This window comes from Streptomyces sp. NPDC096132 (genome assembly GCF_044763345.1).
In the GTDB taxonomy this organism is placed as follows: Bacteria; Actinomycetota; Actinomycetes; order Streptomycetales; family Streptomycetaceae; genus Streptomyces.
The window spans coordinates 21576-47210 of sequence record NZ_JBIWGA010000023.1 but is presented as its reverse complement, the minus strand read 5'-3'; the positions used below and the strand labels follow the sequence as shown (position 1 = coordinate 47210).

24 protein-coding genes and 1 pseudogene are annotated in these 25635 nt (G+C 72.1%); 12 read left to right on the top strand and 13 right to left on the bottom strand.

Annotated features, from left to right (window positions below; genetic code table 11):
• Positions 1-26: 26 nt before the first annotated feature.
• Entirely contained in the window at positions 27-1613 is a 1587-nt protein-coding gene (locus ACIRF9_RS39265) for an MFS transporter (protein WP_403832542.1), read from the bottom strand.
• Positions 1614-1676: 63 nt separating this feature from the next.
• Positions 1677-2150 (bottom strand): MarR family winged helix-turn-helix transcriptional regulator, encoded by a 474-nt coding sequence (locus tag ACIRF9_RS39260; RefSeq protein ID WP_403832540.1) that lies wholly within the window; start codon positions 2148-2150, stop codon positions 1677-1679.
• A gap of 88 nt (positions 2151-2238) precedes the next feature.
• On the opposite strand from ACIRF9_RS39260, the gene ACIRF9_RS39255 reads away from it, so the two are divergent.
• From ACIRF9_RS39255 to ACIRF9_RS39240, 4 genes are all read left to right on the top strand, one after another.
• Positions 2239-2832 carry a TetR/AcrR family transcriptional regulator gene (locus ACIRF9_RS39255; RefSeq protein WP_403832537.1) on the top strand — a complete coding sequence of 198 codons (594 nt, stop codon included), beginning with the start codon at positions 2239-2241 and terminating at the stop codon, positions 2830-2832.
• 9 nt (positions 2833-2841) lie between these two features.
• Positions 2842-3462, top strand: coding sequence for an L-threonylcarbamoyladenylate synthase (locus tag ACIRF9_RS39250; protein ID WP_403832534.1), 621 nt, complete (start codon positions 2842-2844; stop codon positions 3460-3462).
• 54 nt (positions 3463-3516) lie between these two features.
• Complete coding sequence (locus tag ACIRF9_RS39245; protein WP_403832532.1) at positions 3517-4272, top strand: dienelactone hydrolase family protein; 756 nt, start codon at positions 3517-3519, stop codon at positions 4270-4272.
• A 134-nt stretch (positions 4273-4406) separates the two neighbouring features.
• Entirely contained in the window at positions 4407-5591 is a 1185-nt protein-coding gene (locus ACIRF9_RS39240) for a glycoside hydrolase family 64 protein (protein ID WP_403832529.1), read from the top strand.
• A gap of 75 nt (positions 5592-5666) precedes the next feature.
• Here ACIRF9_RS39240 and ACIRF9_RS39235 read toward each other — a convergent pair whose 3' ends face one another.
• A complete protein-coding gene (locus ACIRF9_RS39235) occupies positions 5667-8069 on the bottom strand; it encodes a M4 family metallopeptidase (RefSeq protein ID WP_403832527.1) in 2403 nt (800 codons plus the stop codon).
• Between the two features lie 625 nt (positions 8070-8694).
• On the opposite strand from ACIRF9_RS39235, the gene ACIRF9_RS39230 reads away from it, so the two are divergent.
• From ACIRF9_RS39230 to ACIRF9_RS39215, 4 genes are all read left to right on the top strand, one after another.
• Positions 8695-9507 carry an MHYT domain-containing protein gene (locus ACIRF9_RS39230; protein ID WP_403832525.1) on the top strand — a complete coding sequence of 271 codons (813 nt, stop codon included), beginning with the start codon at positions 8695-8697 and terminating at the stop codon, positions 9505-9507.
• 513 nt (positions 9508-10020) lie between these two features.
• Complete coding sequence (locus tag ACIRF9_RS39225) at positions 10021-11526, top strand: metallophosphoesterase family protein (RefSeq protein WP_403832523.1); 1506 nt, start codon at positions 10021-10023, stop codon at positions 11524-11526.
• 67 nt (positions 11527-11593) lie between these two features.
• On the top strand, positions 11594-12628 hold the full coding sequence (locus ACIRF9_RS39220; RefSeq protein ID WP_403832520.1) for an LLM class flavin-dependent oxidoreductase: 1035 nt from the start codon (positions 11594-11596) through the stop codon (positions 12626-12628).
• Between the two features lie 5 nt (positions 12629-12633).
• Positions 12634-13170 carry a hypothetical protein gene (locus ACIRF9_RS39215; RefSeq protein WP_403832518.1) on the top strand — a complete coding sequence of 179 codons (537 nt, stop codon included), beginning with the start codon at positions 12634-12636 and terminating at the stop codon, positions 13168-13170.
• Positions 13171-13173: 3 nt separating this feature from the next.
• On the opposite strand, the gene ACIRF9_RS39210 is transcribed toward ACIRF9_RS39215, so the two are convergent.
• Positions 13174-14142, bottom strand: coding sequence for a TauD/TfdA dioxygenase family protein (locus ACIRF9_RS39210; protein ID WP_403832515.1), 969 nt, complete (start codon positions 14140-14142; stop codon positions 13174-13176).
• 90 nt (positions 14143-14232) lie between these two features.
• A complete protein-coding gene (locus ACIRF9_RS39205; protein WP_403832512.1) occupies positions 14233-14805 on the bottom strand; it encodes a HEAT repeat domain-containing protein in 573 nt (190 codons plus the stop codon).
• Between the two features lie 147 nt (positions 14806-14952).
• Here ACIRF9_RS39205 and ACIRF9_RS39200 point away from each other — a divergent pair, with 147 nt between their 5' ends.
• The 3 genes from ACIRF9_RS39200 to ACIRF9_RS39190 all read left to right on the top strand — a co-directional run bounded on the left by ACIRF9_RS39200 (position 14953) and on the right by ACIRF9_RS39190 (position 17010).
• Entirely contained in the window at positions 14953-15783 is an 831-nt protein-coding gene (locus tag ACIRF9_RS39200; RefSeq protein WP_403832511.1) for an aldo/keto reductase, read from the top strand.
• Between the two features lie 66 nt (positions 15784-15849).
• Positions 15850-16428, top strand: coding sequence for a DNA polymerase ligase N-terminal domain-containing protein (locus ACIRF9_RS39195; protein ID WP_403832509.1), 579 nt, complete (start codon positions 15850-15852; stop codon positions 16426-16428).
• A 141-nt stretch (positions 16429-16569) separates the two neighbouring features.
• Positions 16570-17010: a cupin domain-containing protein gene (locus ACIRF9_RS39190; protein ID WP_403832506.1), complete on the top strand. Its 441-nt coding sequence runs from the start codon at positions 16570-16572 to the stop codon at positions 17008-17010.
• Between the two features lie 22 nt (positions 17011-17032).
• Here the strand turns inward: ACIRF9_RS39190 and ACIRF9_RS39185 are convergent, their stop codons facing one another.
• From ACIRF9_RS39185 to ACIRF9_RS39150, 8 genes are all read right to left on the bottom strand, one after another.
• On the bottom strand, positions 17033-19375 hold the full coding sequence (locus ACIRF9_RS39185) for a SpoIIE family protein phosphatase (RefSeq protein WP_403832504.1): 2343 nt from the start codon (positions 19373-19375) through the stop codon (positions 17033-17035).
• A gap of 76 nt (positions 19376-19451) precedes the next feature.
• Positions 19452-19919 (bottom strand): peroxiredoxin, encoded by a 468-nt coding sequence (locus ACIRF9_RS39180; protein WP_403832501.1) that lies wholly within the window; start codon positions 19917-19919, stop codon positions 19452-19454.
• Entirely contained in the window at positions 19916-20296 is a 381-nt protein-coding gene (locus ACIRF9_RS39175; protein ID WP_403832499.1) for a hypothetical protein, read from the bottom strand. Before ACIRF9_RS39175 ends, ACIRF9_RS39180 begins: the two co-directional genes overlap by 4 nt.
• A gap of 518 nt (positions 20297-20814) precedes the next feature.
• On the bottom strand, positions 20815-21327 hold the full coding sequence (locus ACIRF9_RS39170) for a MarR family winged helix-turn-helix transcriptional regulator (protein WP_403832497.1): 513 nt from the start codon (positions 21325-21327) through the stop codon (positions 20815-20817).
• 155 nt (positions 21328-21482) lie between these two features.
• Complete coding sequence (locus ACIRF9_RS39165) at positions 21483-22655, bottom strand: NAD(P)/FAD-dependent oxidoreductase (protein WP_403832495.1); 1173 nt, start codon at positions 22653-22655, stop codon at positions 21483-21485.
• Positions 22652-22855, bottom strand: a complete 204-nt coding sequence (locus ACIRF9_RS39160; protein ID WP_403832493.1) for a ferredoxin — start codon at positions 22853-22855, stop codon at positions 22652-22654. The genes ACIRF9_RS39165 and ACIRF9_RS39160 overlap by 4 nt, the downstream gene beginning before the upstream one ends.
• 56 nt (positions 22856-22911) lie before the next feature.
• The gene (locus tag ACIRF9_RS39155) at positions 22912-24144 is read right to left on the bottom strand and encodes a cytochrome P450 (protein ID WP_403832490.1); all 1233 of its coding nucleotides are present in this window, start codon (positions 24142-24144) and stop codon (positions 22912-22914) included.
• 150 nt (positions 24145-24294) lie between these two features.
• Positions 24295-25143 (bottom strand): response regulator transcription factor, encoded by an 849-nt coding sequence (locus ACIRF9_RS39150; protein ID WP_403832488.1) that lies wholly within the window; start codon positions 25141-25143, stop codon positions 24295-24297.
• Here ACIRF9_RS39150 and ACIRF9_RS39145 point away from each other — a divergent pair.
• Positions 25134-25635, top strand: a pseudogene (locus ACIRF9_RS39145) (hypothetical protein); the annotation flags it as partial. The gene ACIRF9_RS39150 and the pseudogene ACIRF9_RS39145 overlap by 10 nt on opposite strands.

The window sequence follows — 25635 nt, the reverse complement described above, 5'->3', positions numbered from 1 at the left end:
ACCTCACCGGCCGGGAGGTTCCGAGGTCAGTCCGCGGCAGCGGTCTGCCGGACGCCGAGGGCGGCCAGGACCGCTCCCAGGACGCACAGCAGGCCGGTGACCACGACGGCCGCGTGCACACCGTTCATGAAGGCCTGGCCGCTGCCCTCGACGACGGCCGCCCTCAGCTGCGCGGGCATGGTGTCCGAGACGGGTGCGACGCCCATGGCGACGGCGTCCTCGGCCTTGGCCAGGCCGGCGGCCGTGGCGGCGGGGACCCCGGCGGCGGTGAGCTCGCCGCCCAGCGTGGAACCGACCCTGGCGCTGATCACGGACACCAGGACGGAGGTGCCGAGAGCGCCGCCGATCTGCAGGGTCGTGGCCTGCAGTCCGCCGGCCACGCCACCGTCCCGGACGGGCGCGTTGCCGACGATGGCGTCGGAGGACGCCGACATCACCATGCCGACGCCGAGGCCGAGCGCGATGAACGACGGCCACATGGTGGCGTAGGAGGAGTCGGTGGACCAGGTGAGCATGCCGAAGCAGGAGGCGGCCTGGAGGATCATGCCGAGCGGCATGACGACGCGGGCGCCGAACCGGCCGGTGAGGGCGGCGCCGAGCGGGGAGGCGACGAGGGAGGCGAGGCTCAGCGGGAGGGTGCGGACACCGGCCTCGACGGGTGTGTAGCCGCGGACGTTCTGCAGGTAGAGCATGATGAAGAAGATCGCGCCGAGCATCACGAAGAAGTTGAGCGCGGTGACGACCGTGCCGACGGTCAGGGCGGGGCTGCGGAAGAGCCGCATCGGCAGCAGCGGGTGCGCGACGCGGGTCTCGTACCACCCGAAGACGACGAGCACGGCGACGCCGGCCAGGACCGCGCCCGAGGTGCTCGCCGAGGTCCAGCCCCAGGTCTCGCCCTTGACCACGCCGAGGACCAGGCTGAGCAGTCCGGCGGCGAGCAGGACCACGCCGGGGACGTCGAAGCGGTGGTGTCCGGTGGAGTTCCTGGACTGCGGGAGCACCACGGCGCTGAAGACGAGCGCGGCGACGCCGATGGGCAGGTTGATGTAGAAGACGGACTCCCAGCTGACGTGCTCCACCAGCAGCCCGCCGACGATGGGTCCGAGGGCGGTGGAGACGGCGGAGACCATGGCCCAGATGCCGACCGCCATGCCGAACCTCCTCGGCGGGAACACCGCGCGCAGCAGCCCCAGGGTGTTGGGCATCAGCAGACCGCCGAAGACGCCTTGGAGGGCGCGGAAGGCGACCACGCCCGCGATGGAGCCGGACAGTCCGATGGCGACCGAGGAGAGGGCGAAGCCCGCGACCCCTGCCAGGTAGTACGTGCGGCGGCCGAACCGGTCGCCGAGCTTGCCGCCCAGGATGAGGGTGGCGGCCAGGGCGAGCAGGTAGGCGTTGGTCACCCACTGCAGTTCGGCGGTGGAGGCGTTCAGATCGCGCCCGATCTCCGGGTTGGCGATGGCGACGACGGACCCGTCGAGCTGCACCATGAACAGGCCGAAGGCGACCGCGCAGAGGGTGAGCCAGGGGTTGGAGCGCCGTCCGCCGGCAGCGGGTGCCGGACCGGAGGCGCGTGCGGGCACGCCGGAGCGGTCCACGGACGTGGAGGACATGGAGGTGCCTTGTCTGTGTACGAATTGGTGCGGGGGGGGGAGGGCAGGGAAACGCGCGGGCGCTCAGTGCGCGGCGGAGTGCAGGTTCCGGGCGAGTGAGGTGAGCGCGCCCAGCGCGGAGCCGAGGGCGTCCAGCTCGCCGTCGGTGAGGGCCAGCAGTGCCTCGGTGAGGTAGGCCGTCTCGAGGTCGCGGACCTCGGCGAGCCGGGTGCGCGAGGTGGCCGTCAGATACAGGTGGGCGACGCGCTTGTCGGCGCCGTCCTGCCTGCGCTCCAGCTCGCCCGCCTCGGTGAGCTGGGAGACGAGGGCGCTGACGTTGTTGGGCTTCATCAGCAGGGCCTCGGCGGCCTTGCGCACGGTGGCACCCTCCTGCTGGGCGACGAACTTCAGCAGCAGGAGCTGCCCCTCGGGGGGCTTGGGGTGCGGGTAGGTGGACGCGATACGGCGGTCCAGGGTCCGGTGCAGCGCGGGGAGACAGGCCGCGAGCTCGGAGGCCACGCGGTCGATGCCCCCGGAGGGTGCGCTGGTGTCGGACATGCGGCGAGAATAAGTATCTCACCATATGTATGTCAACATAGGTATCAGTTGATCGGCTGATGCGACGGCCCGGACGTACGATGTGTCCGTGGCCCATCTGCGCGCCGCCCAGAAGGAGATGACCCGTCGGCTGCTGCTGTCGACGGCACTGGAGCTGTTCGAGGCGCGCGGCTACGCGGGGACGACGGTGGACGACATCGCCAGGGCCGCGGGCACCACCCGGGTGACGTTCTACGCCTACTTCCCCGCACGCTCGGACCTGATGAAGGCCCTCTTCGGCGAGCTGGAGGCGCTCACGGCCGAGGACGCCGACGGTCTCGTCACGGTCGTACGCGACGGCGGGCGGGAGGGCATCGAGGCCTGGCTGCGCACCGCCGCGGACCGCTGGCCCCGGATCCGGCCGTACGTCCTGGCCGCGCACGAGGCCGCGGCCGTGGACCCGGAGGTGCGCGAGCTCGTCGAGGCCTCGTTCGACGGACTGGTCGCCGACGTCCAGGCGGCCCTCGACCGGGCCGGCCGGTTCGATCCGGACTCCCGGCGCATGCGCGGCTTCCTCGCGCTCGCCCAGCTCGACCGGCTCGCCCGGCACTGGATGCGGCACGGCTGGCAGAGCGACCCGGCGACGGCGCTCGGTCTGCTCACGGACAGCTGGGTGCATCTGCTGGGCCGTCGCACGGCATAAGCTCGGCCAATGGCCAAGTACTACGACGTGCACCCCGACAACCCCCAGCCGCGCACCATCGCCCAGGTCGCGCAGGCCATCCGGGAGGACGCGCTCATCGCGTACCCGACGGACTCCTGCTACGCGCTGGGCTGCAGGCTGGGCAGCAAGGACGGCATCGACCGGATCCGGGCCATCCGCAAACTGGACGACCGCCACCACTTCACCCTCGTGTGCCAGGACTTCGCGCAGCTCGGCCAGTTCGTGCGGGTGGACAACGACGTGTTCCGGGCGATCAAGGCGACGACGCCTGGCAGCTACACCTTCATCCTCCCGGCGACGAAGGAGGTGCCGCGCATGCTCCAGCACCCGAAGAAGAAGACGGTGGGTGTGCGCATCCCGGACCACGTCGTCACCCAGGCCCTGCTCGCCGAGCTCGGCGAGCCGCTGCTGTCCAGCACCCTGCTGCTGCCCGGCGAGGACGAGCCGATGACACAGGGCTGGGAGATCAAGGACCAGCTCGACCACGTGGTGGACGGCGTGCTCGACTCCGGCGACTGCGGCACCGAGCCGACGACCGTCATCGACTTCTCCGAGGGCGAGGCGGAGATCGTGCGGCGCGGGGCGGGCGACCCCTCGCGGTTCGAGTAGTTCCCCCGGGCGGGGCCCTCGCGAGCGGTTCGATGGTGCGTGCAACGATGAGCCATGACCTCTGTACATGGAACGGCCGTGGACATCACCACCGAGGACGGCGTCGCGGACGCCTACCTGGCACACCCGGGTGACGGGACGCCCCGGCCGGGCGTGCTGCTGTACCAGGACGCCTTCGGGCTGCGCCCGCACCTGCGGGCCATGGCCGACCGGCTCGCCGGGGCGGGCTACACGGTGCTGGTCCCCAACGTGTTCTACCGTCACGGGCGCGCCCCGGTCGTGGAGATGCCCGAGTTCATCGACCCGGCCGCCCGTCCGGAGATCTTCGGCAGCCTGATGCCGATCATGCAGTCCCTGACCCAGGACCTGGCCATGCGGGACGCGGACACGTATCTGCGCTGGCTGGACGAGAGCCCGCTGGTCGCGGACGGGCCGGTCGCGCTCACCGGGTACTGCATGGGCGCCCGGCTCTCCCTGCTGACCGCCGGCACCTACCCCGAGCGGGTCGCGGCGGCGGCCGGCTTCCACGGCGGACGGCTCGCGACCGACGCGCCGGACAGCCCCCACCTGGTGGCGGACCGGGTCACCGCCGAGCTCTACTTCGGTCACGCCGACAACGACTCGTCCCTGCCGCCCGAGCAGATCCGGCTCCTGGAGGACACCCTCACCGCGGCCGGGGTGCGGCACACCTGCGAGGTCTACGAGGGCGCCCACCACGGATTCACCCAGGCCGACACCGCCGCGTACGACGAGGAGGCGGCGGAGCGGCACTGGGCGGCGCTGCTCGACCTGCTGAAGCGGACCTTCTGAGCAAGGGGGGCGCCGGCACGGGCGCCCCCCTTTTCCTCCCACCCGTTGACATGGGCACACCCCGATGCGACTTTGAGAGCGCTCTCAAAAAGGTATGGACCAACCCCACAGGTCTACCCGCACGGAGGTGGAGAGTGCTCGCAAGGATCACCACGGCACTGTTCGGAGCGGTCGCCCTCGTCGGCGCGCTGCTCACCCTCGGCCCCCCGGCCGGGGCCGCCGTCCCCGACACCGTCCCTCTGAAGATCACCAACAACTCGGGGCGCGGCGACGCCCTGTACGTCTACAACCTGGGCACCCTCCTGACGACAGGTCAGCAGGGCTGGGCCGACGCGAACGGAACCTTCCACGCGTGGCCCGCCGGAGGCAACCCGCCCACCCCGGCACCGGACGCCTCGATCCCCGGCCCGGCCGCCGGACAGTCGGCCACGATCCGGATCCCCAAGTTCTCCGGCCGGATCTACTTCTCGTACGGGCAGAAGCTCGTGTTCAAGCTGACCACCGGCGGCCTGGTGCAGCCGGCCGTGCAGAACCCGAGCGACCCGAACCGGAACATCCTCTTCAACTGGTCCGAGTACACGCTCAACGACTCCGGGCTGTGGCTGAACAGCACCCAGGTGGACATGTTCTCCGCGCCGTACGCGGTCGGGGTGCAGCGCGCCGACGGCAGCACCGTCAGCACCGGGCACCTCAAGGCGGGCGGCTACAACGGGGTCCTCACCGCCCTGCGCGGTCGGTCCGGCGGCTGGGCGAACCTGATCCAGGCCCGGGCCGACGGCACCGTGCTGCGCGCGCTCTCACCGCTGTACGGCGTGGAGACCGGGGCCCTTCCGGCGAACGTCCTGGACGACTACGTCAACCGCGTCTGGCAGAAGTACGCGACGACCACGCTGACCGTGACGCCGTTCGCCGACCAGCCCGGCACCAGGTACTACGGCCGGGTCTCGGGCGGGGTCCTGAACTTCACCAACGCCTCCGGCGCGGTCGTCACCAGCTTCCAGAAGCCGGACGCCGCCAGCGTCTTCGGCTGCCACAAGCTCCTCGACGCCCCGAACGACGCCGTGCGCGGGCCGATCTCCCGCACCCTGTGCGCGGGCTTCAACCGGTCGACGCTGCTGGTGAACCCGAACCAGCCGGACACCACGACGGCGACCTTCTACCAGGACGCGGTGACCAACCACTACGCCCGCGCGATCCACGCGCAGATGGCCGACGGGAAGGCGTACGCGTTCGCCTTCGACGACGTCGGCCAGCAGGAGTCCCTCGTCCACGACGGCTCCCCGCGCCAGGCGTATCTGACGCTGGACCCGCTGAGCTGAACCCGGCGCCTGAACGCGACGACGTCCCGCACGCGGGGGGAGCCTGCGTGCGGGACGTCCGTCAGATGGAGCGGATCAGCCGGTCGTCACGGCGGTGTCGTCGATGACGAAGCTGGTCTGGAGCGAGGAGTCCTCGACGCCGGTGAACTTCAGCGCCACCGTCGAGCCCGCGTAGGAGCCGAGGCTGAAGGACTTCTGGACGTACCCGGAGGCCGCGTTGAGGTTCGAGTACGTGGCCAGGGTCGTCGACCCGGCGGTGACCGTCAGCTTGTCGTACTGGGTGCTGGTGGTGGTCTCGGCCGTGTCGATGTGGATGTAGAAGGTGAACGTGGTGTTGGTGCAGCCGCTCGGGATCGTCACCGACTGGGACAGCGTGTCGGTGTGGGTCGATCCGTAGCCGTCGAGCCACGCCTTGTAGGAGCCGGTACGGGCCGCCTGGCTGCTGGAGTTGGTGATGACACCGCTCGTCGCCGTCCAGGTGGTGTTGCCGGACTCGAAGCCGTTGTTGCCCAGCAGCTGCGTCGAGGTGCAGGAGCCGCCGCCCGAGGAGTTCACCGTCCAGGTGAAGGACGCGGTGCCGGTGGCGCCGGTGGAGTCGGTCACCGTGACGGTGCTGCTGTAGGAGCCGGCCGTGGTCGGCGTGCCCGAGATCAGACCGGTGGAGCTGCTGATCGACAGGCCGGTGGGCAGACCGCTGGCGGCGTAGGTCAGGGAGCCGCTGTTGGTGCTGCTGGCCGAGATCTGCAGGCTGACCGCGGTGCCGACGGTGGACGTCTGGCTGCCCGGGTTGGTGACCGTGACGCCGGTCGACGGGACCGTGATGTGGCTGCCGACGTTGATGCCCGCGAAGGCGTTGCCGACACCCGCGTACTGCGTGGAGCTGGAGCCGTACAGCGCCGTGGCCGCGTTGAGGGCGGCGGTGCGGGCGCCCGCGTAGTTGGTGCTGGACGTCATGTACGTCGTCAGCGCCTTGTACCAGATCTGCAGCGCCGCGGCCCGGCCGATACCGGCGACGGCGACGCCGTCGGAGGTCGGGCTGTTGTAGGTGACGCCGTTGATGGTCTTGCTGCCGCTGCCCTCGGACAGCAGGTAGAACATGTGGTTCGCCGGGCCCGACGAGTAGTGCACGTCGAGGTTGCCGACGCCGGAGTACCAGCTGTCGGCGGAGCCGCCGTCCTTGTCGGGCTCGTCCATGTAGCGCAGCGGGGTGCCGTCGCCGTTGATGTCGATCTTCTCGCCGATGAGGTAGTCACCGACGTCGGAGGAGTTGGCGGCGTAGAACTCCACACCGGTGCCGAAGATGTCGGAGGTGGCCTCGTTCAGACCGCCCGGCTCACCCGAGTAGTTCAGGCCCGCGGTGTTGGAGGTGACGCCGTGGGTCATCTCGTGGCCGGCCACGTCCAGCGAGGTCAGCGCGTGCGTGCTGCTCGAGCCGTCGCCGTAGGTCATGCAGAAGCAGTCGTCGTCCCAGAAGGCGTTGACGTACGCCGTGCTGTAGTGGACGCGCGAGTAGGCGGCGACGCCGTCGTTCTTGATGCCGCTGCGCCCGAAGGTGTTCTTGTAGAAGTCCCAGGTCGTCTGGGCGCCGAAGTGGGCGTCGACACCGGCGGTCTGGGTGTTGGAGCCGGAGCCCGTTCCCCAGGTGTCGTCGGTGTCCGTCATCAGGGTGCCGGTGCCCGACGTGCCGTTGTTCAGGGTGTACGTCTTGTGGCCGCCGCGCGTGGTGTCGTACAGCTGGTACGTCGACCCCGACAGCGTGGTGCCGATGGTGACGGTGCCGCTGTACTGGCTGTTGCCGGTACCGGTCTTGATGTCCTGGAACTCGGAGAGCTTCGCTCCGGTGAGGGCGTCGGTGATGACGTGCAGCCGGCTCGGCGTGCCGTCGTCCTGGAGGCCGGTGACCACCGTCTCCCAGGCGAGCTTCGGCGTGCCCTCACCGGCCCAGATCACCTTGCGGGCGCTCTGCGTGGCGGGGTCCGTGGCGTCGAGCGCGGCGGCCCGCTTCAGGGCCTTGGTCTCGGCGGACGCCTTGCTGTACGTCGCCTTGGTCGACTTGACCGAGATGGCGCGGCGGTTGTTGTTGAAGGACGTGCTCACGGTGCCGGCGGCCAGCGAGGCCGGAGGCGTGTGCACGACGAAGTCGCCGCCGAGGACGGGCAGACCGGCATAGGTGCGCTCGTAGCGCGTGTGCACGGTGCCGTCGTTGTCCTTGACGACGTCCTTGACGAGGAGCTTCGTCTGGGCGTCCAGGCCCAGGGACTCACGCGTCTGCGTCGTCTTCGCCGAGGCGCTCTTGATGAGCGTCGCGCGCTGGGCGGACGTGATGTCGGCGGCCAGGCCGCCGGTGCGCAGGGGGGTGGGGTGGGGGGCTGCGGGCTTCGCGGCTGCCGGGACCGACTGGACGCCGAGGGCCAGAAGGGCGGCGGTGGAGAGCAGGGCTGCTCCGACCGCGGTCCGCTTGCGGGGGTTGGGTCTCACTCGTTCTCCTACTGCGGCGGCCGCGGGGTACGGCCGGTGACAGACCGGGCAGCGGGTGTGCTGTCCGGGACGAGCTGAGTTGTGCGGGACCGTGGAACAAGGTGAGGGCAACGTGCCGCTGGTGTGCGGCAGTTGGGAGGGAGAATGACAGTCTTGACGGTTGCATGTCAGCCAGGCCGGGACACTTCAAGGGTTATCCCTCTGTGCCGGGTGCGACCGAGGGTGCCGCACCCGGCCCTCCTGTGAGTGAGCTGTGCGTCTACCGCTGCGACGAGGGTGCGCGGGCCGTGGCAGCCCCAGGTGCTCGCGCAGGGTCGTCGCTGTGCAGTGCGTACGGAACAGGCCACGGCGGCGCACCCACGGATGATGCGTGCCGTACGGGGCGCGCGGGGGCGGCCGTACGGATGCACGGGTGCTGTTCATGCGGCGGGAAGCCGGCGAAAAGGGAGCGGGAAGAAGAGGACGGCCGCCGTCAGGGCCGGCCGGGGGCGCGGCCTTCGGCCGTCCACCACGTGTCCCGGCCCTTGAGACGAGCGGCACGACACACAGGGAACGCTTGCCCTCACCGCCCCCTTACACGTAGACATTCCCCCACGAACATCCGTGACTCTGGGGGGAGTTGACGATGGAAGGGACGGTTGACGGCTTCCGCTACGGGGCCGTGACCCCGGTGGCGGCCTATGTGATGGCCTGCTTGGGAGGGGCCCTGGGGCTGCGCTGCATCGTGCGGTCGCTGCTCAACACGGACTCCTGGAGAGCGGGCTGGCTGGCGCTGGGCGCCGTGTCGATCGGCTGCGGTATCTGGACGATGCACTTCATCGCGATGATCGGCTTCCAGGTGGAGGAGACCCGGATCGGCTACGACGTCGGGCTGACCGTGCTGAGCCTCGCCGTCGCGGTCGCCGTGGTCGGGGTCGGTGTGTTCATCGTGGGCTACCGGGCCGCGGGCCGTGCGTCGCTGGCGCTCGCGGGTGTGGTCACCGGACTCGGGGTCGCCGCCATGCACTATCTGGGCATGGCGGCGATGCAGCTCAACGGCAGCATCGTGTACGACCCGCTCGTCGTCGCCCTCTCGGTGCTGATCGCGATCGTCGCCGCGACCGCGGCGCTGTGGGCGGCCGTCACGATCCGCGGCTTCCTGACGAGCCTGGGCGCCAGTCTCGTGATGGGCGTGGCCGTGTCCGGGATGCACTACACGGCCATGGCCGCGGTGAGCGTCCATGTGCACGGCACGACGTCGTCGTGGGCCGGTGACGCTCCCACCTCGCTGCTGCTGCCGATGTTGATCGGGCCGGTGATCTTCCTGGTGCTGGCGGGGGTGGTGGTGATGTTCGATCCGCTGCTGGTGCTCGGCGACGGCGAGTGGAACCGGCCCGCCCCCGAGGAGCGGGCCGCCACGGCGAAGAAGCCGGCCAGCCGGTCGTGGAGCGGTGGGTGAGGGGTTCGCGCAGCCCGAGGTGCTCACGGAGAGTCGTCCGTCGGGGATGAGGTACGGCGGGACGTTGAAGCCGTCGACGGCGCCGTGCCGCACCCAGTGGGCGCCTTCTCGCGCCACTCGGCGACCACCGGTGGGCGCTGCGCGGCGCGTCGGGGTGAGGTCGACGTCGAACTGCGACCCCTGATGGCGGACTTGGCGTACGGCGCCGCGTGCCGACCAGGCGTCGGCGCCCGGGGAGCCGTTGACGGCCGCCGTCCTTCCAGTCGTCCCAGATCACGCGGGCGACGGTGAGGAACTCCTCGGGCCGGCGGCCTCGTGGCCGTTCAGGCCGGCGGACGGATGCCCAACAGCAGCCGGTCCTGGGGGCGTTCGGGGTGCGGGTCGCAACGAGGTCCAGGAAGGTGCTGTCGGCGGTCGTGCGGACGTCTCATTCCGTCGGTGGTCGGTGGCGCGACCATCTTCGCGGGTCACCCGCCTCCTGAGCCCCCGTGGATCATTGCTACGGTGCAGCCCGTGTCTGACTCCTCACGTGATACCGCCGCCGGCGCCGGCTGGGGCGAGGCCGAACCGGGCGCGTACCGGCAGTTGATGCCGGGCCGGGTAGAGAAGATCTCGTGGCTCGATCCCCGGATGCTGTGGGCCGCCCGCAACGGTGTGCTGGCCTCCTGGTTCGGGGATCCCACGGGCCGTACCCGCGACCGGTGGGTGGCGCAGCGGGAGGCGGCCGGGACGCCCGCCGACAAGGTGATCCGGCGCTCGGACCCGGACCGCTTCTCCTTCATGGTCATCGGCGACACCGGCGAGGGGGACGATCCCCAATACGCGGTCGTACCGGGCTTCCTGAAGGTGAGTCAGGGCACAGCCTTCACCGTCCTCGCCAGCGACGTCATCTACCCGGTCGGCGGCACGGACGACTACGGCAGCAAGTTCTTCCGCCCCTACCGGGACTATCACGCCCCCATCTACGCGATACCGGGCAACCACGACTGGTACGAGGACCTCGGCGGCTTCATGCGGGTCTTCTGCGACGACGCCCCGCCCCTGCCCGCCGAGCCCGCGCCGCGCCCGCTCACCCGCGCCTGGCTGCGCTCCCTGCTGTGGCACCGGCCTCGCCCGCACGACGGCCAACGCCTCGCCGAGGCACGGAAGTTGCGCCCGGCGGCGGACCAACAGGCCGTGCAACCGGGGCCGTACTGGGCGATCGACGCCGGGCCGGTGCGGATCATAGGCATCGACACCGGCCTGCTCGGCACCCTCGACGCCGCGCAGGGCGCCTGGCTGCGCGAGGTGTCCCAGGGGCCGAGGCCGAAGATCCTGGTCACCGGTTCACCGCTGTACGTGGACGGCGAGCACCACCCGTGCCCGATCGAGGGCGGGGGCACCGTCGACGACCTCGTCCGCGCACCCGAGCACCACTATGTGGCCGCGATCGGCGGCGACATCCACAACTACCAGCGCTATCCGGTGCGGTTGGAGGACGGCCGCACCCTGCAGTACGTCGTGTCGGGCGGCGGGGGCGCCTTCATGCACGCCACGCACACCATCCCCCGGGTCTCCGTCGCCGGCGTCACCGAGCGGGAATTCCGCTGCTATCCGCTGCGCGGCGACTCCCTCGCCTTCTACAGCAGGCTCTACGGCCGCCGGCTGCGGCTGCGCCGCTTCTTCGCCCTCAGCGAGGCCGAGGGCCAGGCGGTCGTCGCCGAGCGGCTGGGCATCCCGGCGACCCGTACGCCCGGCCCGGAGGTCCGGGTCACCCGGCGGATCCGGCTGATCGCCGGTCTGCTGGGCACCGGAAGCCGGCCGGATCGCCGCAAACGGTTCCGCCTCCCCGTGCGCAAGATCTACACCCAGCTGTTCTCGCCGAGCTCGGCGACGTACAGCCCACCGTTCTTCAAGTGCTTCCTGCGCCTGGACGTCACCCCGGAGTCGATCCGGCTGCGCTGCCACGCGGCCACCGGCAACCTCGCGCAGGAGCTGAACCCGCCGGTCGAGGACGAGGTCGTGATCCCGCTGAACTGATCACACGCCCGCAATGTTCGCCTGACACAATCGGGACAGAACTGACGTACGACCGCTGGAGGAGCCCGTGCCGCCGACCTCACGCCCCCTGCGCAAGCTGGGCTTCCTCACCATCGGGCTGTTCGACGGGGACGACCCCGCGCGGGGACACGAGACGACCCTGGAGATCATCGAGCTGGGCGAGCGGCTCGGCTTCGACAGCGCCTGGGTGCGCCACCGCCATCTGCAGTACGGCATCTCCTCCCCCGTCGCCGTCCTGGCGGCCGCCTCGCAGCGCACCCGCCGGATCGAACTCGGCACCGCGGTGATCCCGCTCGGCTGGGAGAACCCGCTGCGGCTGGCGGAGGACCTGGCCACGGTCGACATCCTGTCGGGGGGCCGGCTCAACCCGGGCGTGAGCGTCGGCCCGCCGATGCACTACGACCAGGTCAAGGACGCCCTCTACCCGGACACGGCCGACGCGGAGGACTTCGGCTACGAGCGGGTGCGGCGGCTGTTGGACCTGGTGCGGGGCAAGTCGGCGACCGACTTCAGCGGGGTCGAGGGGTTCGAGGTGTTCTCCGACCGGGTCCAGCCGCACTCCCTGGGCCTCGGCCGCCGCCTCTGGTACGGCGGGGGCAGCGTGAGCTCGGCGCGGTGGGCCGGGGAACACGGCATGAACTTCCTCACCAGCAGTGTCCTCAAGGCCGACGGCCCGGACGACACACGGGACTTCGCGCAGATCCAGCTCTCCCACATCCAGGCCTTCCGCGCCGCCCACCCCGACGGCGGGGCCGCGCGCGTCTCCCAGGGCCTCGTGGTCATCCCCACCGACTCGGCCTCGCCCGAACAGCGCGCGAAGTACGAGGAGTTCGTCGCCAAGCGCCTGCCGCGCACCACGTCCCCGCAGGGCCCGGCCCGGCTGCTGTTCGCGCCGGACCTGGTCGGCACCTCCGAGGAGATCGCCGAACAGCTGTACGCGCACGCCGCGTTCCGCGAGATCGACGAGGTCGCCTTCGCCCTGCCGTTCACCTTCGAGCACGAGGACTACGTGCAGATCCTCACGGACATGGCGACGAAGCTGGGCCCGGCGCTGGGGTGGCGGCCGGCGGCGGCCGGGTGACGGCCGTGCCGGAACCGCACCTGGAGGGCTGGCGTTTCGGGCCGGGGCGCCCGCCCCCGTTCCTCACCCTCTGCGAGGAGACCGAGGCGCCGGGCACACGGCACGGGCTGGCGAAGGGCGGGTCGCTGTGCGGCATTCCGCAGGACCGGCTCACCGTGTACCGCGGCCCCTTCGTCCCGGTCCACGACATGGCCTGCCCCGGCTGCCGGTCCCAGGTGCTCGGGGATCCCGAGCCCAGCGTCGGGGAACGCCTGCTCCACCGGGTCCGGGGCGCGGTCCCCGGCCGCCCGCGCGAGGAACTCCTGTCGGCGCTGCGGCAGGGCGCGGAGGTCGGGCTCTGGGTCAGCGGACCGGCGCAGGAGCTCGTACGGCGGTACGCGGGACGTGAGCGGATCGTCGAGGGCGGCGAACCCGTCGAGGCCGTGGTGCGCGCGGACCGGCGGCTGGGCCTGGCCCGCGTGGTCCACGGCACCCGCGAGTTCGTCGTGTTCATCCCGGAGGACGGCCGCCCGTTCGTGGCCCGCGCCGAGCCCGGGGAGTGAGCCTCACCAGCGGCCCGGCTCCGTGCCCACGATCGGCTGCGACGGCTTGCCGTCCACCCCGACGGGCACGTCACCGGTGAGCATCACGCGGTGCATGGTGCGCGGAAAGCCCAGGTGGGCGTTGTCACTGGGGGCGAGGTGGATGGTGGCCCGGTTGTCCCAGAAGGCCACGCTGCCGGGCTCCCAGCGGAAGCGGACGGTGTACTCGGGGCGGACCGCCTGCTCCAGCAGCATGTCGAGGAGCGCCCGGCTCTCGGCCCGGGAGACGTCGGCGATCTGCTCGACGTAGTAGCCGTTGACGTACAGGATCCGCTCGCCCGTCTCCGGGTGCACGCGCACCAGCGGATGCAGCGAGGCGACCTGGTGGTCGAGCAGGTGGCGGACGTAGGCGTCCTCGCCCGGCCTGGGCTGGTACCCGACACCGAGCCGGTGCTCGGCCCTCAGCCCGTCCACGAACTCCCGTACGGGCGCGGACAGTCCCGCGTACGCGGCCGCCAGATTGGACCAGGTGGTGTCGCCGCCGTACGGAGGCACCGTCTCGGCGCGCAGGATCGTCGCGGCGGGCGGGTCGATACGGGCGCCGTGGTCGCAGTGCCAGCCGCGCAGCAGGGTGTGGCGCCTGCGTTGCAGCCATTCGTCGTGCTCCATGCCGAACTTCCCGCCCAGCTCCAGCCGGTCGGCGGTGGTCTCGATCTCCGGGAAGTCCTGCGGTGAGGCGCCGCCGCGCTTGCGCAGCACGACCGGCTCGCCGAAGCGCCGCGCGAACGCCACGTGCCCGGCGTGGTCGAGGCGCTGTCCGCGGAAGAACACCACCTTCCAGCGCAGCACGGCCGCCCTGATCGCGGCGACCTGGGCGTCGTCCAGGCCGGCGGCGAGGTCGACGCCCTCGATCTCGGCGCCGATGTGCCCGGCGACCGGTTTCACCTCGACCCCGGCCGCCTCCGCCACCTGGCTGTCGAAGTCCGTCGTCATGCCCGCTCCGATCGTCGTGAATGTGCCTCGACGAAGATCGTGACAGCGAATCGACGCCGTGGCGACAGTGCCTCGGAGCGGGCCCGCCCCTCACCCGATCGGCCGCCGGGGCGGCCGGGGCGCCGTCCTGCGGTGGATCGCTCCGCCGGGCGCGTACCAGCCCGCCTTCTTGCGCACGGCCGGGGACGGGTCGTCGTCCCGGGCCCGGATCAGGGCGGCCGCCGCGGCCGGGTCACCGTGCACCCACAGGGCGACCAGTTCCACCGCGTACGCCCGGACGTGCGGATCCGGGTCGTGGTGCAGCAGACGTACGGCACGGGGGAGGATCGCCGCCCGGTCGGGCCGGCAGACCTCCGCGTCGGGCTTGCAGCGTTCGCAGGACAGGGCGTGCAGTGCGGCGATCCGCACCCGGGGGTCGGGATCGTCGAGTACGGCGGTCAGGTCCCCCAGAGCCTCCGGCACGAGGAGTTCGTCGAGCAGCTTGCAGCACTGTTCGCGCACCCGGGCCTGGGGATGTCTCAGCCCCGCCCGGACGGCGGGCACCGCCGCCGCACCCCGTGCCAGGAGCGCGCGGAAGGCGGCGGGGCGGCGGGGCTCACTGCCGAGCGCGTCCACGAGAACGGCGTCGGGGATCGGAAGCGGATCGGGCGTCGGCGCGGCCATCCAGGGCCTCCCTCCACTGTCCCGACGAGTGTGCGCGCCCTCCGGTCTCGCCCCAACTGCTTTTCGCGAGCCCGGCCCCGGGTTGATCGGCCCCTCTCGATCCATGAGGCTGGAGGGACGAGACTCAGTCCAGGGGAAGGCCAGACCGTGATCGACATCCCGGTGCACACGCTCAATGACGGTACGAGGCTCCCGGCCCTCGGGCTGGGTACCTGGCCGATGGACGACGCGCAGGCGGAGGAGGCGGTGGCCGCGGCGCTCGGGCTGGGGTACCGGCTGATCGACACGGCGACGAACTACCGCAACGAGACCGGGGTCGGCCGCGGGGTGGCGCGGGGCGGGGTCACGCGCGAGGAGCTCGTGGTCACCACCAAACTGCCTGGCCGCCACCACGGCTACGAGGAGACCCTCGCCTCCTTCGAGGAGTCCCGCCGGCGCCTCGGCCTCGATTACGTGGACCTCTACCTGATCCACTGGCCGCTCCCCCGTGTCGGCAAGTACGTGGACTCCTGGCGGGCCATGATCAAGCTCCGCGAGGAGGGCCTGGTCCGCTCGATCGGCGTCTCGAACTTCACGCCCGAGCACATCGAACGCCTGGAGAAGGAGACGGGCGTCCTGCCGTCGGTCAACCAGATCGAGCTGCACCCGCTCTTCCCGCAGGACGAGCTGCGGGCCTTCCACGAGACGAAGGGCATCGTCACGGAGAGCTGGAGCCCCCTGGGCCGGGGCTCGGCGCTGCTCCAGGACCCCGCGGTCGTGGCCGTCGCCGAGGCGCTCGGGGTCACGCCCGGCCAGGTCGTCCTGCGCTGGCACGTCCAGCTCGGCGCGGTGCCCATCCCGAAGTCCGCCGACGCCGGCCGTCAGCGCGCCAACCTCGACGTGTTCGGCTTCGAACTCGGCCCGGCCCAGATGAACGCGATCGCGGACCGGCCACGGCAGCGGCTGGGCGGGGATCCGGAGGTCCACGAGGAGTTCTGACCCCTCGCGGAGCCGCGTGCCGCGGTCGCGGACGGGGTACCCGGGGGCCGCGGAAAGGAGCGCCGGGTGAGTGAGCGGCTGAAGGAGTACCGGGGCAAGCGGGACTTCCACCGGACCCGGGAGCCCGAGGGCAGGGGGGCCGCGGGCGGCGGCGGACCGCGGTTCGTGGTGCAGATCCATGACGCGCGCACCCTGCACTTCGACTTCCGGTTGCAGGTGGGGGACGTACTGAAGTCCTGGTCGGTCCCGAAGGGGCCCTCGGCGCGGCCGAAGGACAAGCGGCTCGCGGTGCCGACGGAGGACCATCCGCTGGAGTACGAGGACTTCGAGGGGGTGATCCCGGCGGGTGAGTACGGCGGCGGGACGGTGATCGTGTGGGACCGGGGGACGTACGAGCCGCTGAGCGACGACGGCGGTTTCGAGGAGGCCCTGCGGCGGGGGCATGTGTCGTTCCGGCTGCACGGGGAGAAGCTGCGCGGCTCGTACGCGCTCACCCGGTTCCGGGGCGGGAGGGACGACGGTGAGGACGAGGCCTGGCTGCTGGTGAAGTCCGGGGGGAGTGCGCGGCGTGACACAGCGGATCCGCGGCGGGCGCGTTCGGTGCGGACCGGGCGGACGCTCGCCCAGGTCGCCGCCGGGGAGTGAGGAACGGGACGGCCCGAGAGCAGCCGGAATCGGCAGCGACATCTTGGATCCGGCCCCCAACTCCCCCTTCCCGCCTCTATGTTCACTGCGAGGTGTCGTCATCGCTCGCCCACGTGAGCATGAGCCAGGAGGGCCTTCCGTATGCGTACGCGTCTCCCACTCCGAGCAGCGATAGCCGGTGCGGTCGCCGCCGGTACCGTCCTCGTCGGCCCGGCCGCCCACGCGACCCCGCCCGGTCCGGGGGTCACGGCCCGGCTGATCGCCCAGAAGACGGTCGGGGACACCGACTACACCCTGCGGGAGATCACCATCCCTCCCGGTCAGGCCACCGGCTGGCACTACCACGACGGTCCGCTGTACGCCGTCGTGAAGTCGGGCACGCTCAGTCACTTCGCCGCGACATGCGCCTCGGACGGCGTGTACCCGAAGGGCAGTGTCGTGCAGGAGCCGGCCGGGCCCGGGAACGTGCACATCGGCCGCAACCTGGGCGAGACCCCCGTGGTCCTGGAGGTCCTGTACGTGCTGCCGCACGGCTCGCCGTTCTCCGAGGACGCGCCGAACCCGGGCTGTCCCTTCGAGTGAGCGTTCCTCCCGCCGCGGCTCGTCACTGCGGCTCGAGGGTCTGTTCCGCCCAGATCGTCTTGCCCCGGTCGGTCTGCCGGCTGCCCCAGCGCTGGGTGAGCTGCGCGACGAGCAGCAGTCCGCGTCCGCCCTCGTCGAAGGCGTGGGCGCGGCGCAGGTGCGGGGAGGTGGAACTGCCGTCGGAGACCTCGCAGATGAGGCTGCGGTCGCGGATCAGCCGGAGCTGGATGGGGGGTTCGCCGTAGCGGATGGCGTTGGTGACGAGTTCGCTGACGACGAGTTCGGTGACGAAGGCGGTCTCCTCCAGTCCCCACGCGGTGAGTTGCTCGCTCGCGGCCTGGCGGGTGGCGGCGACGTGGGCGGGGTCGGGCTCCACGTCCCAGGTGGCGACCCGGTCGGCGCCGAGCGCGCGGGTGCGGGCCAGCAGCAGGGCGACGTCGTCGCTGGGCTCCTCCGGCAGGACGGCCTTGAGCACGGTGTCGCAGAGGGCGTCGAGGGAGGCGGCCGGGGCGGTGAGGGCGCTGCACAGTTCGCCGGTGGCGCGGTCGACGTCCCGGTCGCGGTCCTCGATGAGGCCGTCGGTGTAGAGGGCGACGACCGCACCCTCGGGCAGTTCCAGCTCGACCGCCTCGAAGGGCAGTCCCCCGACACCGAGCGGGGGACCGGGGGTCATCCGGACCAGTTCCGCTCCGCCGTCGGGGAGCAGGACCGCCGGCGCGGGATGGCCGGCGGCGGCGAGGGAGAGCCGGCGGCTGACGGGGTCGTAGACGGCGTAGAGGCAGGTGGCGCCCAGCTCCGCGACCTCGTCGCCGCCCTCCTCGTAGCCCGCCAGGTGGGTGACGAGGTCGTCGAGGTGGGTGAGGAGCTCGTCGGGCGGCAGGTCCACGTCGGCGAGGGTGCGGACGGCCATGCACAGTCGGCCCATGGTGGCCGAGGACGGGATGCCGTGCCCGACGACGTCTCCCACGACGAGGGCGACCCGGCTGCCGGCGAGCGGGATCACGTCGAACCAGTCGCCGCCGATGCCGGCCGTGGAGCCGCTGGGGAGGTAGCGGTGGGCGACCTCGACGGCGGCCTGTCCGGGCAGGCCGCGCGGCAGGAGGCTGTGCTGGAGGGCGAGCGCGGTGGTGCGTTCCCGGGCGAAGCGGCGGGCGTTGTCGATGCAGACGGCGGCCCGGCTGGCGAGTTCCTCGGCGAAGACGGCGTCGTCGGCCTCGTAGTCGTCGGGGTGGGCCATACGGACACCGACCAGCACGCCGAGGGTGGTGCCGCGGGCCCGCAGCGGCACCGAGATCATCGAGTGGACGCCGCGCCGGAAGGGGCGGCCCTGGGGGGATCGCGCGTTGCGCTCGGCGAGCCAGTGCATGAAGTCGGGCTCGCCGGCCTGGCTGCGCACGGCACGCCCTTCCCGAAGGGCACGGGCGGGTGCGCTGTACGGCGGATGCGCGTCGGTCTCGCCGAGGTGGACGGCCGCCTCGGGGGTGCCCTCGTGGACGGAACCGTGGGCGACCCGGCGCAGCACGATCTCGCCGTCGGGGACGGGCGGCGGCTCGTCGGCGCCGAGGACCCAGTCGAGGAGGTCCACACTGGCGAAGTCGGCGAACCGCGGGACGAGGAGTCCGACCACTTCCTCGGCGGTACGCACCACGTCGAGGGTGGTGCCGATGGAGGCCGCCGCCTCGTTCAGCAGGGCCAGTCGCTGGCGGGCCAGGTACTGCTCGGTGCTGTCGAACGCCGCCAGGGCGACCCCGACGACCTCACCGGAAGGCTCGCGCACGGGCCACATCTCGGTGGTCCACGCGTGCTCCCGGTTGAGAGAGGGGGCGCCGGTCCAGCTCTCGTATCGGAGCGGGCGGCCGGTCTCGGCGACGTGCCGGAGGTGCCAGTTGAATCCGCGGCTGTGCTCGGCTTCCTCGACGGTGTCCGGGAAGTGGCGGCCGAGCAGGACGTCCTCGGCCACGCCCATGACCTTGCAGGCGACCTCGTTCAGGCGCAGGTAGTGCTGGTGGGGGTCGAAGACGGACATCGACATGGACGCCTGCTGGAAGGCGCGCCCCGCCAGGGTGGGCTCCGGGCCGGAAGGCCGTTCGGCGGTGAGGGTCCAGCCGGCGGGCTCCCCGTCGAGGCCGAGGACCGGGCAGGCGGTGACGGTCAGGGTGACGGGGCTGCCGTCGCGGTGGCGTACGACGACGGGCCGGGTCCAGGTCCGCGCCGGGAGCGGCGGGAGCTCCTCGGCGAGCAGGTCGGCCGCCGCCCGCCCCACGGCCTCCTCTGCCGGATGGCCCGTCAGCAGACGGGCACCCTCGCTCCAGCCGGCCACGATGCCCCGGGCATCGATGACGGCCGCAGCGACGACATGCTCCATGCCGTCCAGAATGGTCCCTTTGCCCCGGTGCATCAACCGCGAGGGACCGGACGTGGAGCGAGGGGCTCCGCCGCGGTCAGCCGCGGTGGGCGCGCAGGGCGTCCAGGGCGCGGTCGGCGTGGGTGTTCATCCGCAGTTCGCTGCGGACGACCTCGAGGACGGTGCGGTCCTGGGCGATGACGAAGGTGGCCCGCTTGGTGGGCATCAGGGAGACGCCCCGCTTCACGCCGAATCGTTCCCGCACGGTTCCGTCGGTGTCGGACAGCAGGGTCATGCCGAGGGTGTGACGCCCGGCGAACTCCTGCTGGCGGTCCACGGAGTCCCCGCTGATGCCGACGGGACGGGCGCCCGCCGCGGCGAACTCGGCGGCGAGGTCACGGAAGTGGCAGGCCTCGGCGGTGCAGCCGGGGCTGAGGGCGGCGGGGTAGAAGAAGAGCACGACGGGGCCGTCGGCGAGCAGGTCCGTCAGGCTGCGCACCGTGCCGGTCTCGTCGGGGAGCGAGAAGTCCTCGACCTTGTCGCCGGTCTCCAGCGTCTTCGTCATGACCGTCCTTCCGTGCCGTTCGCGACGCTGCGGGCCCACAGCACGAGGGGCACCTGCAGGGGCAGCCGGCCGAAGGCGGCGGCCTTGAGGGGGGTGGGACGGTCGCGCCAGTCCAGCGCCATCTTGACGTTGGCGGGGAAGACGCCGACGAAGAACGCGGCACTGGCCAGGGCTGCCGCCTTCCGGGTCCGCGGCAGCGCCACTCCGGCCGCCAGCACCAGCTCGGCGACGCCGCTGCCGTACGTCCAGGCCCTGGGCGGGCCCGGCAGGGCGCGCGGGATGATCGCGTCGAACTGACGCGGTACGGCGAAGTGGGCGACCCCCACACCGGCCAGCAGGCCGGCCAGCAGCAGGGGTGAGCGTCCGGACCGGGACAAGGTTCCTCCTCTGATGTCCTGGCACCCGACATTACTGGACGGTAGAAGACCGCCCGGAGGCGGGGGTCCGCAGCCGGGCCCGCCGCAACTCCCCTGCTCCCGGCCCCCGATGGAGCCCTGGTCAGGTCTCGTCCGTACCGGCCCGGGGTGTGTCCGAAGGGCCTGCGGTAGACGTCGCCGAAGGCCGAGCGCGGCGCGGGTGTGCTGGTCGGCCGGGTCGGCATGGACGAGCGCGCACCCGGCGGCCGGCCGGGGGTCGGCGGGGGTGGGCAGGCGCATCGGCTGCCGCGGGGAGGCGCGCAGCTGATCGCGCAGGACGGAGAGCAGCCGTCACCCTGGGGCTGACGGTGAGCGTCGGGGGGATGGCGGCTCCGGCCCTCGGGGCGCCCGCGGACGCCAGGTTCCCGCGGACGGGACTGTCCCCCTGCTCCTGCCGCCCCTGGTGGCCTGGCCGCTGCTGCGCGGCCCGAAGGAGCAGGCCGGGGACGCTCCCGTCGCCGGGGCCGTCCGGGGCGGGGTCAGGCGCTGATCGTCGGCTGCTCGGTCTCGTCGTCGGCGGCGTAGGAGAGGAAGTCGTCGACCATGCGGTGGAAGAGCGTGGCGAGCTGGCCCAGTTCCTCCGCGGACCAGTCGGACAGCGCGAGCTGCATGCCGCGGGCCCCGGCGTCCCGGACGCGGTCGACGGCCTCGCGGCCGGCGTCGGTGAGCTCGATCCGCTGGGCCCGGCCGTCGTCGGGGTCGGGGACCCGGGTGACGTATCCGGACCTCTGCAGCTGCTGCACCGTACGGGTCACATGGGAGGCCTCCACGCCCAGGCGCTGGGCCAGCTCCCCCGGCCGCAGCGGATCTGAGTCGGCGACCTGCCGCAGCAGCGCCACGGCGGCCCGGTCCAGGGGGACGCCGGCCATCGCCATCAGCCGGTCGTGCTGGCGGGCGCGGGTGCTCAGGTAGGTGATGCGTGTGAGCGCGCGCTCGATCTCGATCACTTCCGGGGAGGCGACGGCGGGCACGGGGAGCGGTTCGGTGGACATGCGACCCACTTTACCATCTTGTTGCGTAACTCAAGTAAGTTACTGCGTGCGTTGACCCACACCTACTGCGGAAAGACGACGCGAGGGCAAGCGTAAGGGCCCGGCAGGCTCGCACCGCCCGCCGGGCCCTCATCTCTTCGTCCACCAGGCCTGGCCTAGGCCGGGACGCGGACGCTCTCACCCCAGGCCGCGCCGGACGCGATCGCCTGGCGCCACGGCCGGATCGCTCTGGGCGGCATACCGACCGCCAGCGCGCCGCTCACCCGGTCGCCGGTGCGGTACGCGGCCACGAACCGGCGTTCGGCGAGGTCGCCCTCGACGACGGCCACCTCGTCGTGGCCGCGCAGGAAGCCGTACGCCTGGATCTTCATGTCGTACTGGTCCGACCAGAAGTACGGCACCGGCGCGAACGGCTTGCGCGCCGCCGGGGCGGCGAGCAGGTTGCGGGCGGCGGCCATGCCCTGCTCGGCCGCGTTGGTGCGGTGCTCGATCCGCATCGCCGTGCCGAACAGCGGGTTGTGCCAGCGGGCCACGTCCCCGGCGGCGTACACGCCCGGGACCGCCTCCAGGTACGCGTCGCACACGACGCCGTCGCCGACCGTCAGTCCGCTCCCGGCCAGCCAGTCGGTGTTGGGCAGCGAGCCGACCGCGACGAGCACCTCCTCGGCCTCGACGATCTCGCCGTCCGCGAGCCGTACGCCGTCCTCGGTCACCTCGGTGACGGTGACCCCGCAGCGCAGGTTCACGCCCCGGTCGCGGTGGGCCTGCGACAGCAGCCGCCCGACGTCCTCGCCGACGGCGTGGGCCAGCGGCACCGCGGCCGGTTCCAGCAGGGTGACCCGTGCTCCCAGCCGCCAGGCGACGGCAGCCGCCTCCGCACCGAGGAACCCGGCGCCGACGACGACCAGACGGCAGCCGGGCGCCAGCCGTTCCCGCAGGGTGAGGGCATCATCCAGGGTGCGCAGGACGTGCGCCCCCTCGCCGGGCAGTCGGCGCGGCCGCACCCCGGTGGCCAGGACCAGCCCGTCGTACGGCACCTCGCCGCCGTCGGCCAGCCGGACCCGGCGCCCCGCCACGTCCAGGCCGGACGCCGCGGCGCCGAGCCGCAGGTCCAGGTCGAGCGCGGCGAGGTCCTCGGGGCGGCGCAGCCGGAGCCGGTCCTCCTCCCATTCGGAGGCGAGGAGCTGCTTGGACAGCGGCGGGCGGTCGTACGGGAGGTGGGGTTCGTCGCCGACCAGGGTGAGGGTGCCGTCGTAGCCCTCGCGGCGGAGGGTCTCGACCGCCGCGAGTCCGGCGGCCGAGGCTCCGACGACCACGATCCGGTTCACTGCTCGACCAGTCGGATCGCGGCGGCCGGGCAGACGGCGACGGCCTCGCGGACGTCGTCGAGGAGGTCGGGCGCGGGCCGCTCCTCCAGCAGGATCGCGATGCCGTCGTCGTCCTGGTCGAAGACCTGCATGGCGGCGACCACGCACTGCCCCGAGGCGACGCACTTGTCGGCTTCCAGCTCCACCTTGTGGGAGGTCATGGGATTCCCCTTCTTCACTTTCGGGTTGCTGTGGTGCTGTGCGGGACGGGGAACCGTCACCAGGTCACGGGCAGCGAGTGGACGCCGTAGATGAAGGCGTCGTGCTTGAAGCGGACGTCGTCGACGGAGCCCACCAACTTCAGGGTGGGGATGCGCCTGTAGAGGGTGCCGTAGACGACCTGGAGCTCCATCCGCGCCAGCGGCTGGCCCAGGCACTGATGGACGCCGAAGCCGAACGCGACGTGGCGGCGGGCGTCGCGCGTGAGGTCGAGCCGGTCGGGGTCGGGGAAGACCTCCGGGTCGCGGTTGGCGATCTCGTTGGCCATGATCACGCCCTCGCCGGCCTTGATGACCTGCCCGGCGATCTCGATGTCCTCGGTGACCGCGCGGCGCCGGCCGAGGTGGGTGATGTGCAGATAGCGCAACAGCTCCTCGACGGCGGAGGAGACGAGCCCGGGGTCGTCGGTGTCCCGCAGCAGGGCCAGCTGGTCGGGGTGCTGGAGCAGGGCCAGGGTGCCGAGCGCGATCATGTTCGCGGTGGTCTCGTGCCCGGCGATGAGCAGGAGCAGCGCCATCTCGGTGGCCTGCTGGTGGTCGATCTCCCCGGCGGTGACGCGGGCCGCGATGCTCGACAGCAGGTCGTCGCACGGGTCGGCGAGCCGTTTGCCGATGAGTCCGGCGAGGTAGGCGGCCACCTCGCGGCTCGCCCGTCCGCGCTGTTCGGGGGTGGCGTCCCGGTGGACCATCGTCTTGGTGTTGTCCTGGAAGAAGGCGTGGTCGTCGTAGGGCACGCCGAGCAGTTCGCAGATCACCAGCGAGGGGATCGGGAGGGCGAACTCCTCCACCAGGTCCACCGGTTTGGGGCCGGCCAGCAGGCCGTCGATCAGGTCGTCCACGATGCGCTGCACGGCCGGGCGCAGGGCCTCCACCTTCTTGATGGCGAACGGCGCCGTCACCATCCGGCGCAGCCGGGCGTGTTCGGGGTCGTCCATCATGATGAAGCTGAGCTTGCCCTCACCGGCCTCGGGGCCGGCCTTGGTCGGGTAGCCCGGGCTGTCGGTGTCCGCGCTGACGCGGGGATCGCCCAGGATCGCGCGCTGCTCGGCGTAGCGGGTCACGAGCCAGGGCTCGGTGCCGTCCCAGAGCCGGACCTTCGTCAGCGGCGCCCGCTCCTGCAATTCCCTCAGGGCGGGTGGGGGGTCGAACGGACAGCGGGCCGCCCTCGGCATCGGGAACTCGGGGACCGTGTCCGCGGCTTCGGGCAGGGGGCCGGTCAGGGTGTCGGCCATGGCTCTCCTCTGTGGTGGGGGGTGGGGGGCGAGGCCTCGATGAGCGCATGCAAACAGAGGGGCCTGACACGTTCCGGTCAGTTCCCTGACGGAAACCTGACGTGGCGTGGATCACACAGGGAATGCGCTGATGGCGAGGGTCAGTCGGCGTCAGCCGTCGCCCTCCGCGTCACCCAGCCAGTACCCGAAGCCCCGGCGCGTGTGGATCAGCGCCGGCGCGTCACGGTCCACCTTGCGCCGCAGCCGGGAGACGAGCTGCTCGATCGCGTTGTCGCCCCGGAAGTCGCCCCAGACGTACCTGCTGATCTGCTCCTTGGACACCACGCGGTGCGCGTTGACCAGGAGGTGACGGAGCAGGCGGTACTCGGCTGGGGTGAGGTCGAGGCTGCGGGGTCCGCGCCAGGCCCGACAGAGGGTGTCGTCGAGGACCAGCTCGCCGTAGCGCGGGGAATGGCCCGGGCGGCCGGGGGCGGCGCCGCGCAGGAGCACCTGCATCCGGGCCAGGACCTCGGCGACCCGGAACGGCTTCGTGACGTAGTCCTTCTCCCCCAGGCCCAGTTCGGGCAGAAGGCTGCAGAGGGCGTCGTACGGGGTGAGATACAGGACCGGTGGCCGGTGCGCGATCACCGGTCGGCCCGCGCGGGCGAGGCCGGCCAGGTCGGGCAGGGTGGTGTCGACGACCAGCAGGTCGAAGCGGTGGGCGCCGAGCCGGGTCAGCGCGTCGGCGGCGGTGTCCGTGAGGCCGATCCGGTAGCCGGCCAACTCGAGTGTGGTGGCGAGCAGTTCGGCGGTGTCGGGTTCACCGGCGAGGATCAGCACATGCTGCCCGGCACCGCGGGCGAGCGACGGTTTCCCGGTCGGGTCGGCATACCGGGCCGGGACCGTCCGTGGGGGGCCGCTCGGGCGGGTTAACGCTCCGGTGGGGTCGCCGTCGCCCGAGGAGTACACAAGGCCGGTGGCACGGCGGTCGTCGCGCCGCGGGGGTCGTGATGCCCGCATCAGGATCCCTGCCCTCCTTCTACGGGGAGGACGGCCCCGGTGACATCGGGGGCGTCTACGGCGTCGAGGGCATCGGCCATACCGGGGGCTCCGACGGATCGGGCGGCGCCAGCCACGCCGGGGATGCCGGTGGCTCGGGCGGCGCCAGCCACGCAGGGGCCTCCAATCTCTCCGGCGGCACCAGCCACGCCCGGGCTTCCAATGTCTCCGGCGGCACCAGCCACGCCGGAGGCGCCAGCGACTCCCACAGCGCCAACCATGCCGGGGATACCGGTGGCTCGGGCGGCACCAGCCACTCCCGGCCCTCCAATGACTCCGGCGGCACCAGCCACGCCGGAGGCGCCAGCGACTCCCACAGCGCCAACCATGCCGGGGATACCGGTGGCTCGGGCGGCACCAGCCACGCAGGGGCCTCCAATCTCTCCGGCGGCACCAGCCACGCCCGGGCTTCCAATGTCTCCGGCGGCACCAGCCACGCCGGAGGCGCCAGCG

What these genes read in the sequence shown, in the direction of transcription:
- ACIRF9_RS39265 (WP_403832542.1), bottom strand. Translation starts at nt 1,613, where the DNA reads ATGTCCTCCACGTCCGTGGACCGCTCCGGCGTGCCCGCACGCGCCTCC.
- ACIRF9_RS39260 (WP_403832540.1), bottom strand. Translation starts at nt 2,150, where the DNA reads ATGTCCGACACCAGCGCACCCTCCGGGGGCATCGACCGCGTGGCCTCC.
- ACIRF9_RS39250 (WP_403832534.1), top strand. Translation starts at nt 2,842, where the DNA reads ATGGCCAAGTACTACGACGTGCACCCCGACAACCCCCAGCCGCGCACC.
- ACIRF9_RS39245 (WP_403832532.1), top strand. Translation starts at nt 3,517, where the DNA reads ATGACCTCTGTACATGGAACGGCCGTGGACATCACCACCGAGGACGGC.
- ACIRF9_RS39230 (WP_403832525.1), top strand. Translation starts at nt 8,695, where the DNA reads ATGGAAGGGACGGTTGACGGCTTCCGCTACGGGGCCGTGACCCCGGTG.
- ACIRF9_RS39210 (WP_403832515.1), bottom strand. Translation starts at nt 14,142, where the DNA reads ATGACGACGGACTTCGACAGCCAGGTGGCGGAGGCGGCCGGGGTCGAG.
- ACIRF9_RS39205 (WP_403832512.1), bottom strand. Translation starts at nt 14,805, where the DNA reads ATGGCCGCGCCGACGCCCGATCCGCTTCCGATCCCCGACGCCGTTCTC.
- ACIRF9_RS39190 (WP_403832506.1), top strand. Translation starts at nt 16,570, where the DNA reads ATGCGTACGCGTCTCCCACTCCGAGCAGCGATAGCCGGTGCGGTCGCC.
- ACIRF9_RS39185 (WP_403832504.1), bottom strand. Translation starts at nt 19,375, where the DNA reads ATGGAGCATGTCGTCGCTGCGGCCGTCATCGATGCCCGGGGCATCGTG.
- ACIRF9_RS39180 (WP_403832501.1), bottom strand. Translation starts at nt 19,919, where the DNA reads ATGACGAAGACGCTGGAGACCGGCGACAAGGTCGAGGACTTCTCGCTC.
- ACIRF9_RS39170 (WP_403832497.1), bottom strand. Translation starts at nt 21,327, where the DNA reads ATGTCCACCGAACCGCTCCCCGTGCCCGCCGTCGCCTCCCCGGAAGTG.
- ACIRF9_RS39160 (WP_403832493.1), bottom strand. Translation starts at nt 22,855, where the DNA reads ATGACCTCCCACAAGGTGGAGCTGGAAGCCGACAAGTGCGTCGCCTCG.
- ACIRF9_RS39155 (WP_403832490.1), bottom strand. Translation starts at nt 24,144, where the DNA reads ATGGCCGACACCCTGACCGGCCCCCTGCCCGAAGCCGCGGACACGGTC.
- ACIRF9_RS39150 (WP_403832488.1), bottom strand. Translation starts at nt 25,143, where the DNA reads ATGCGGGCATCACGACCCCCGCGGCGCGACGACCGCCGTGCCACCGGC.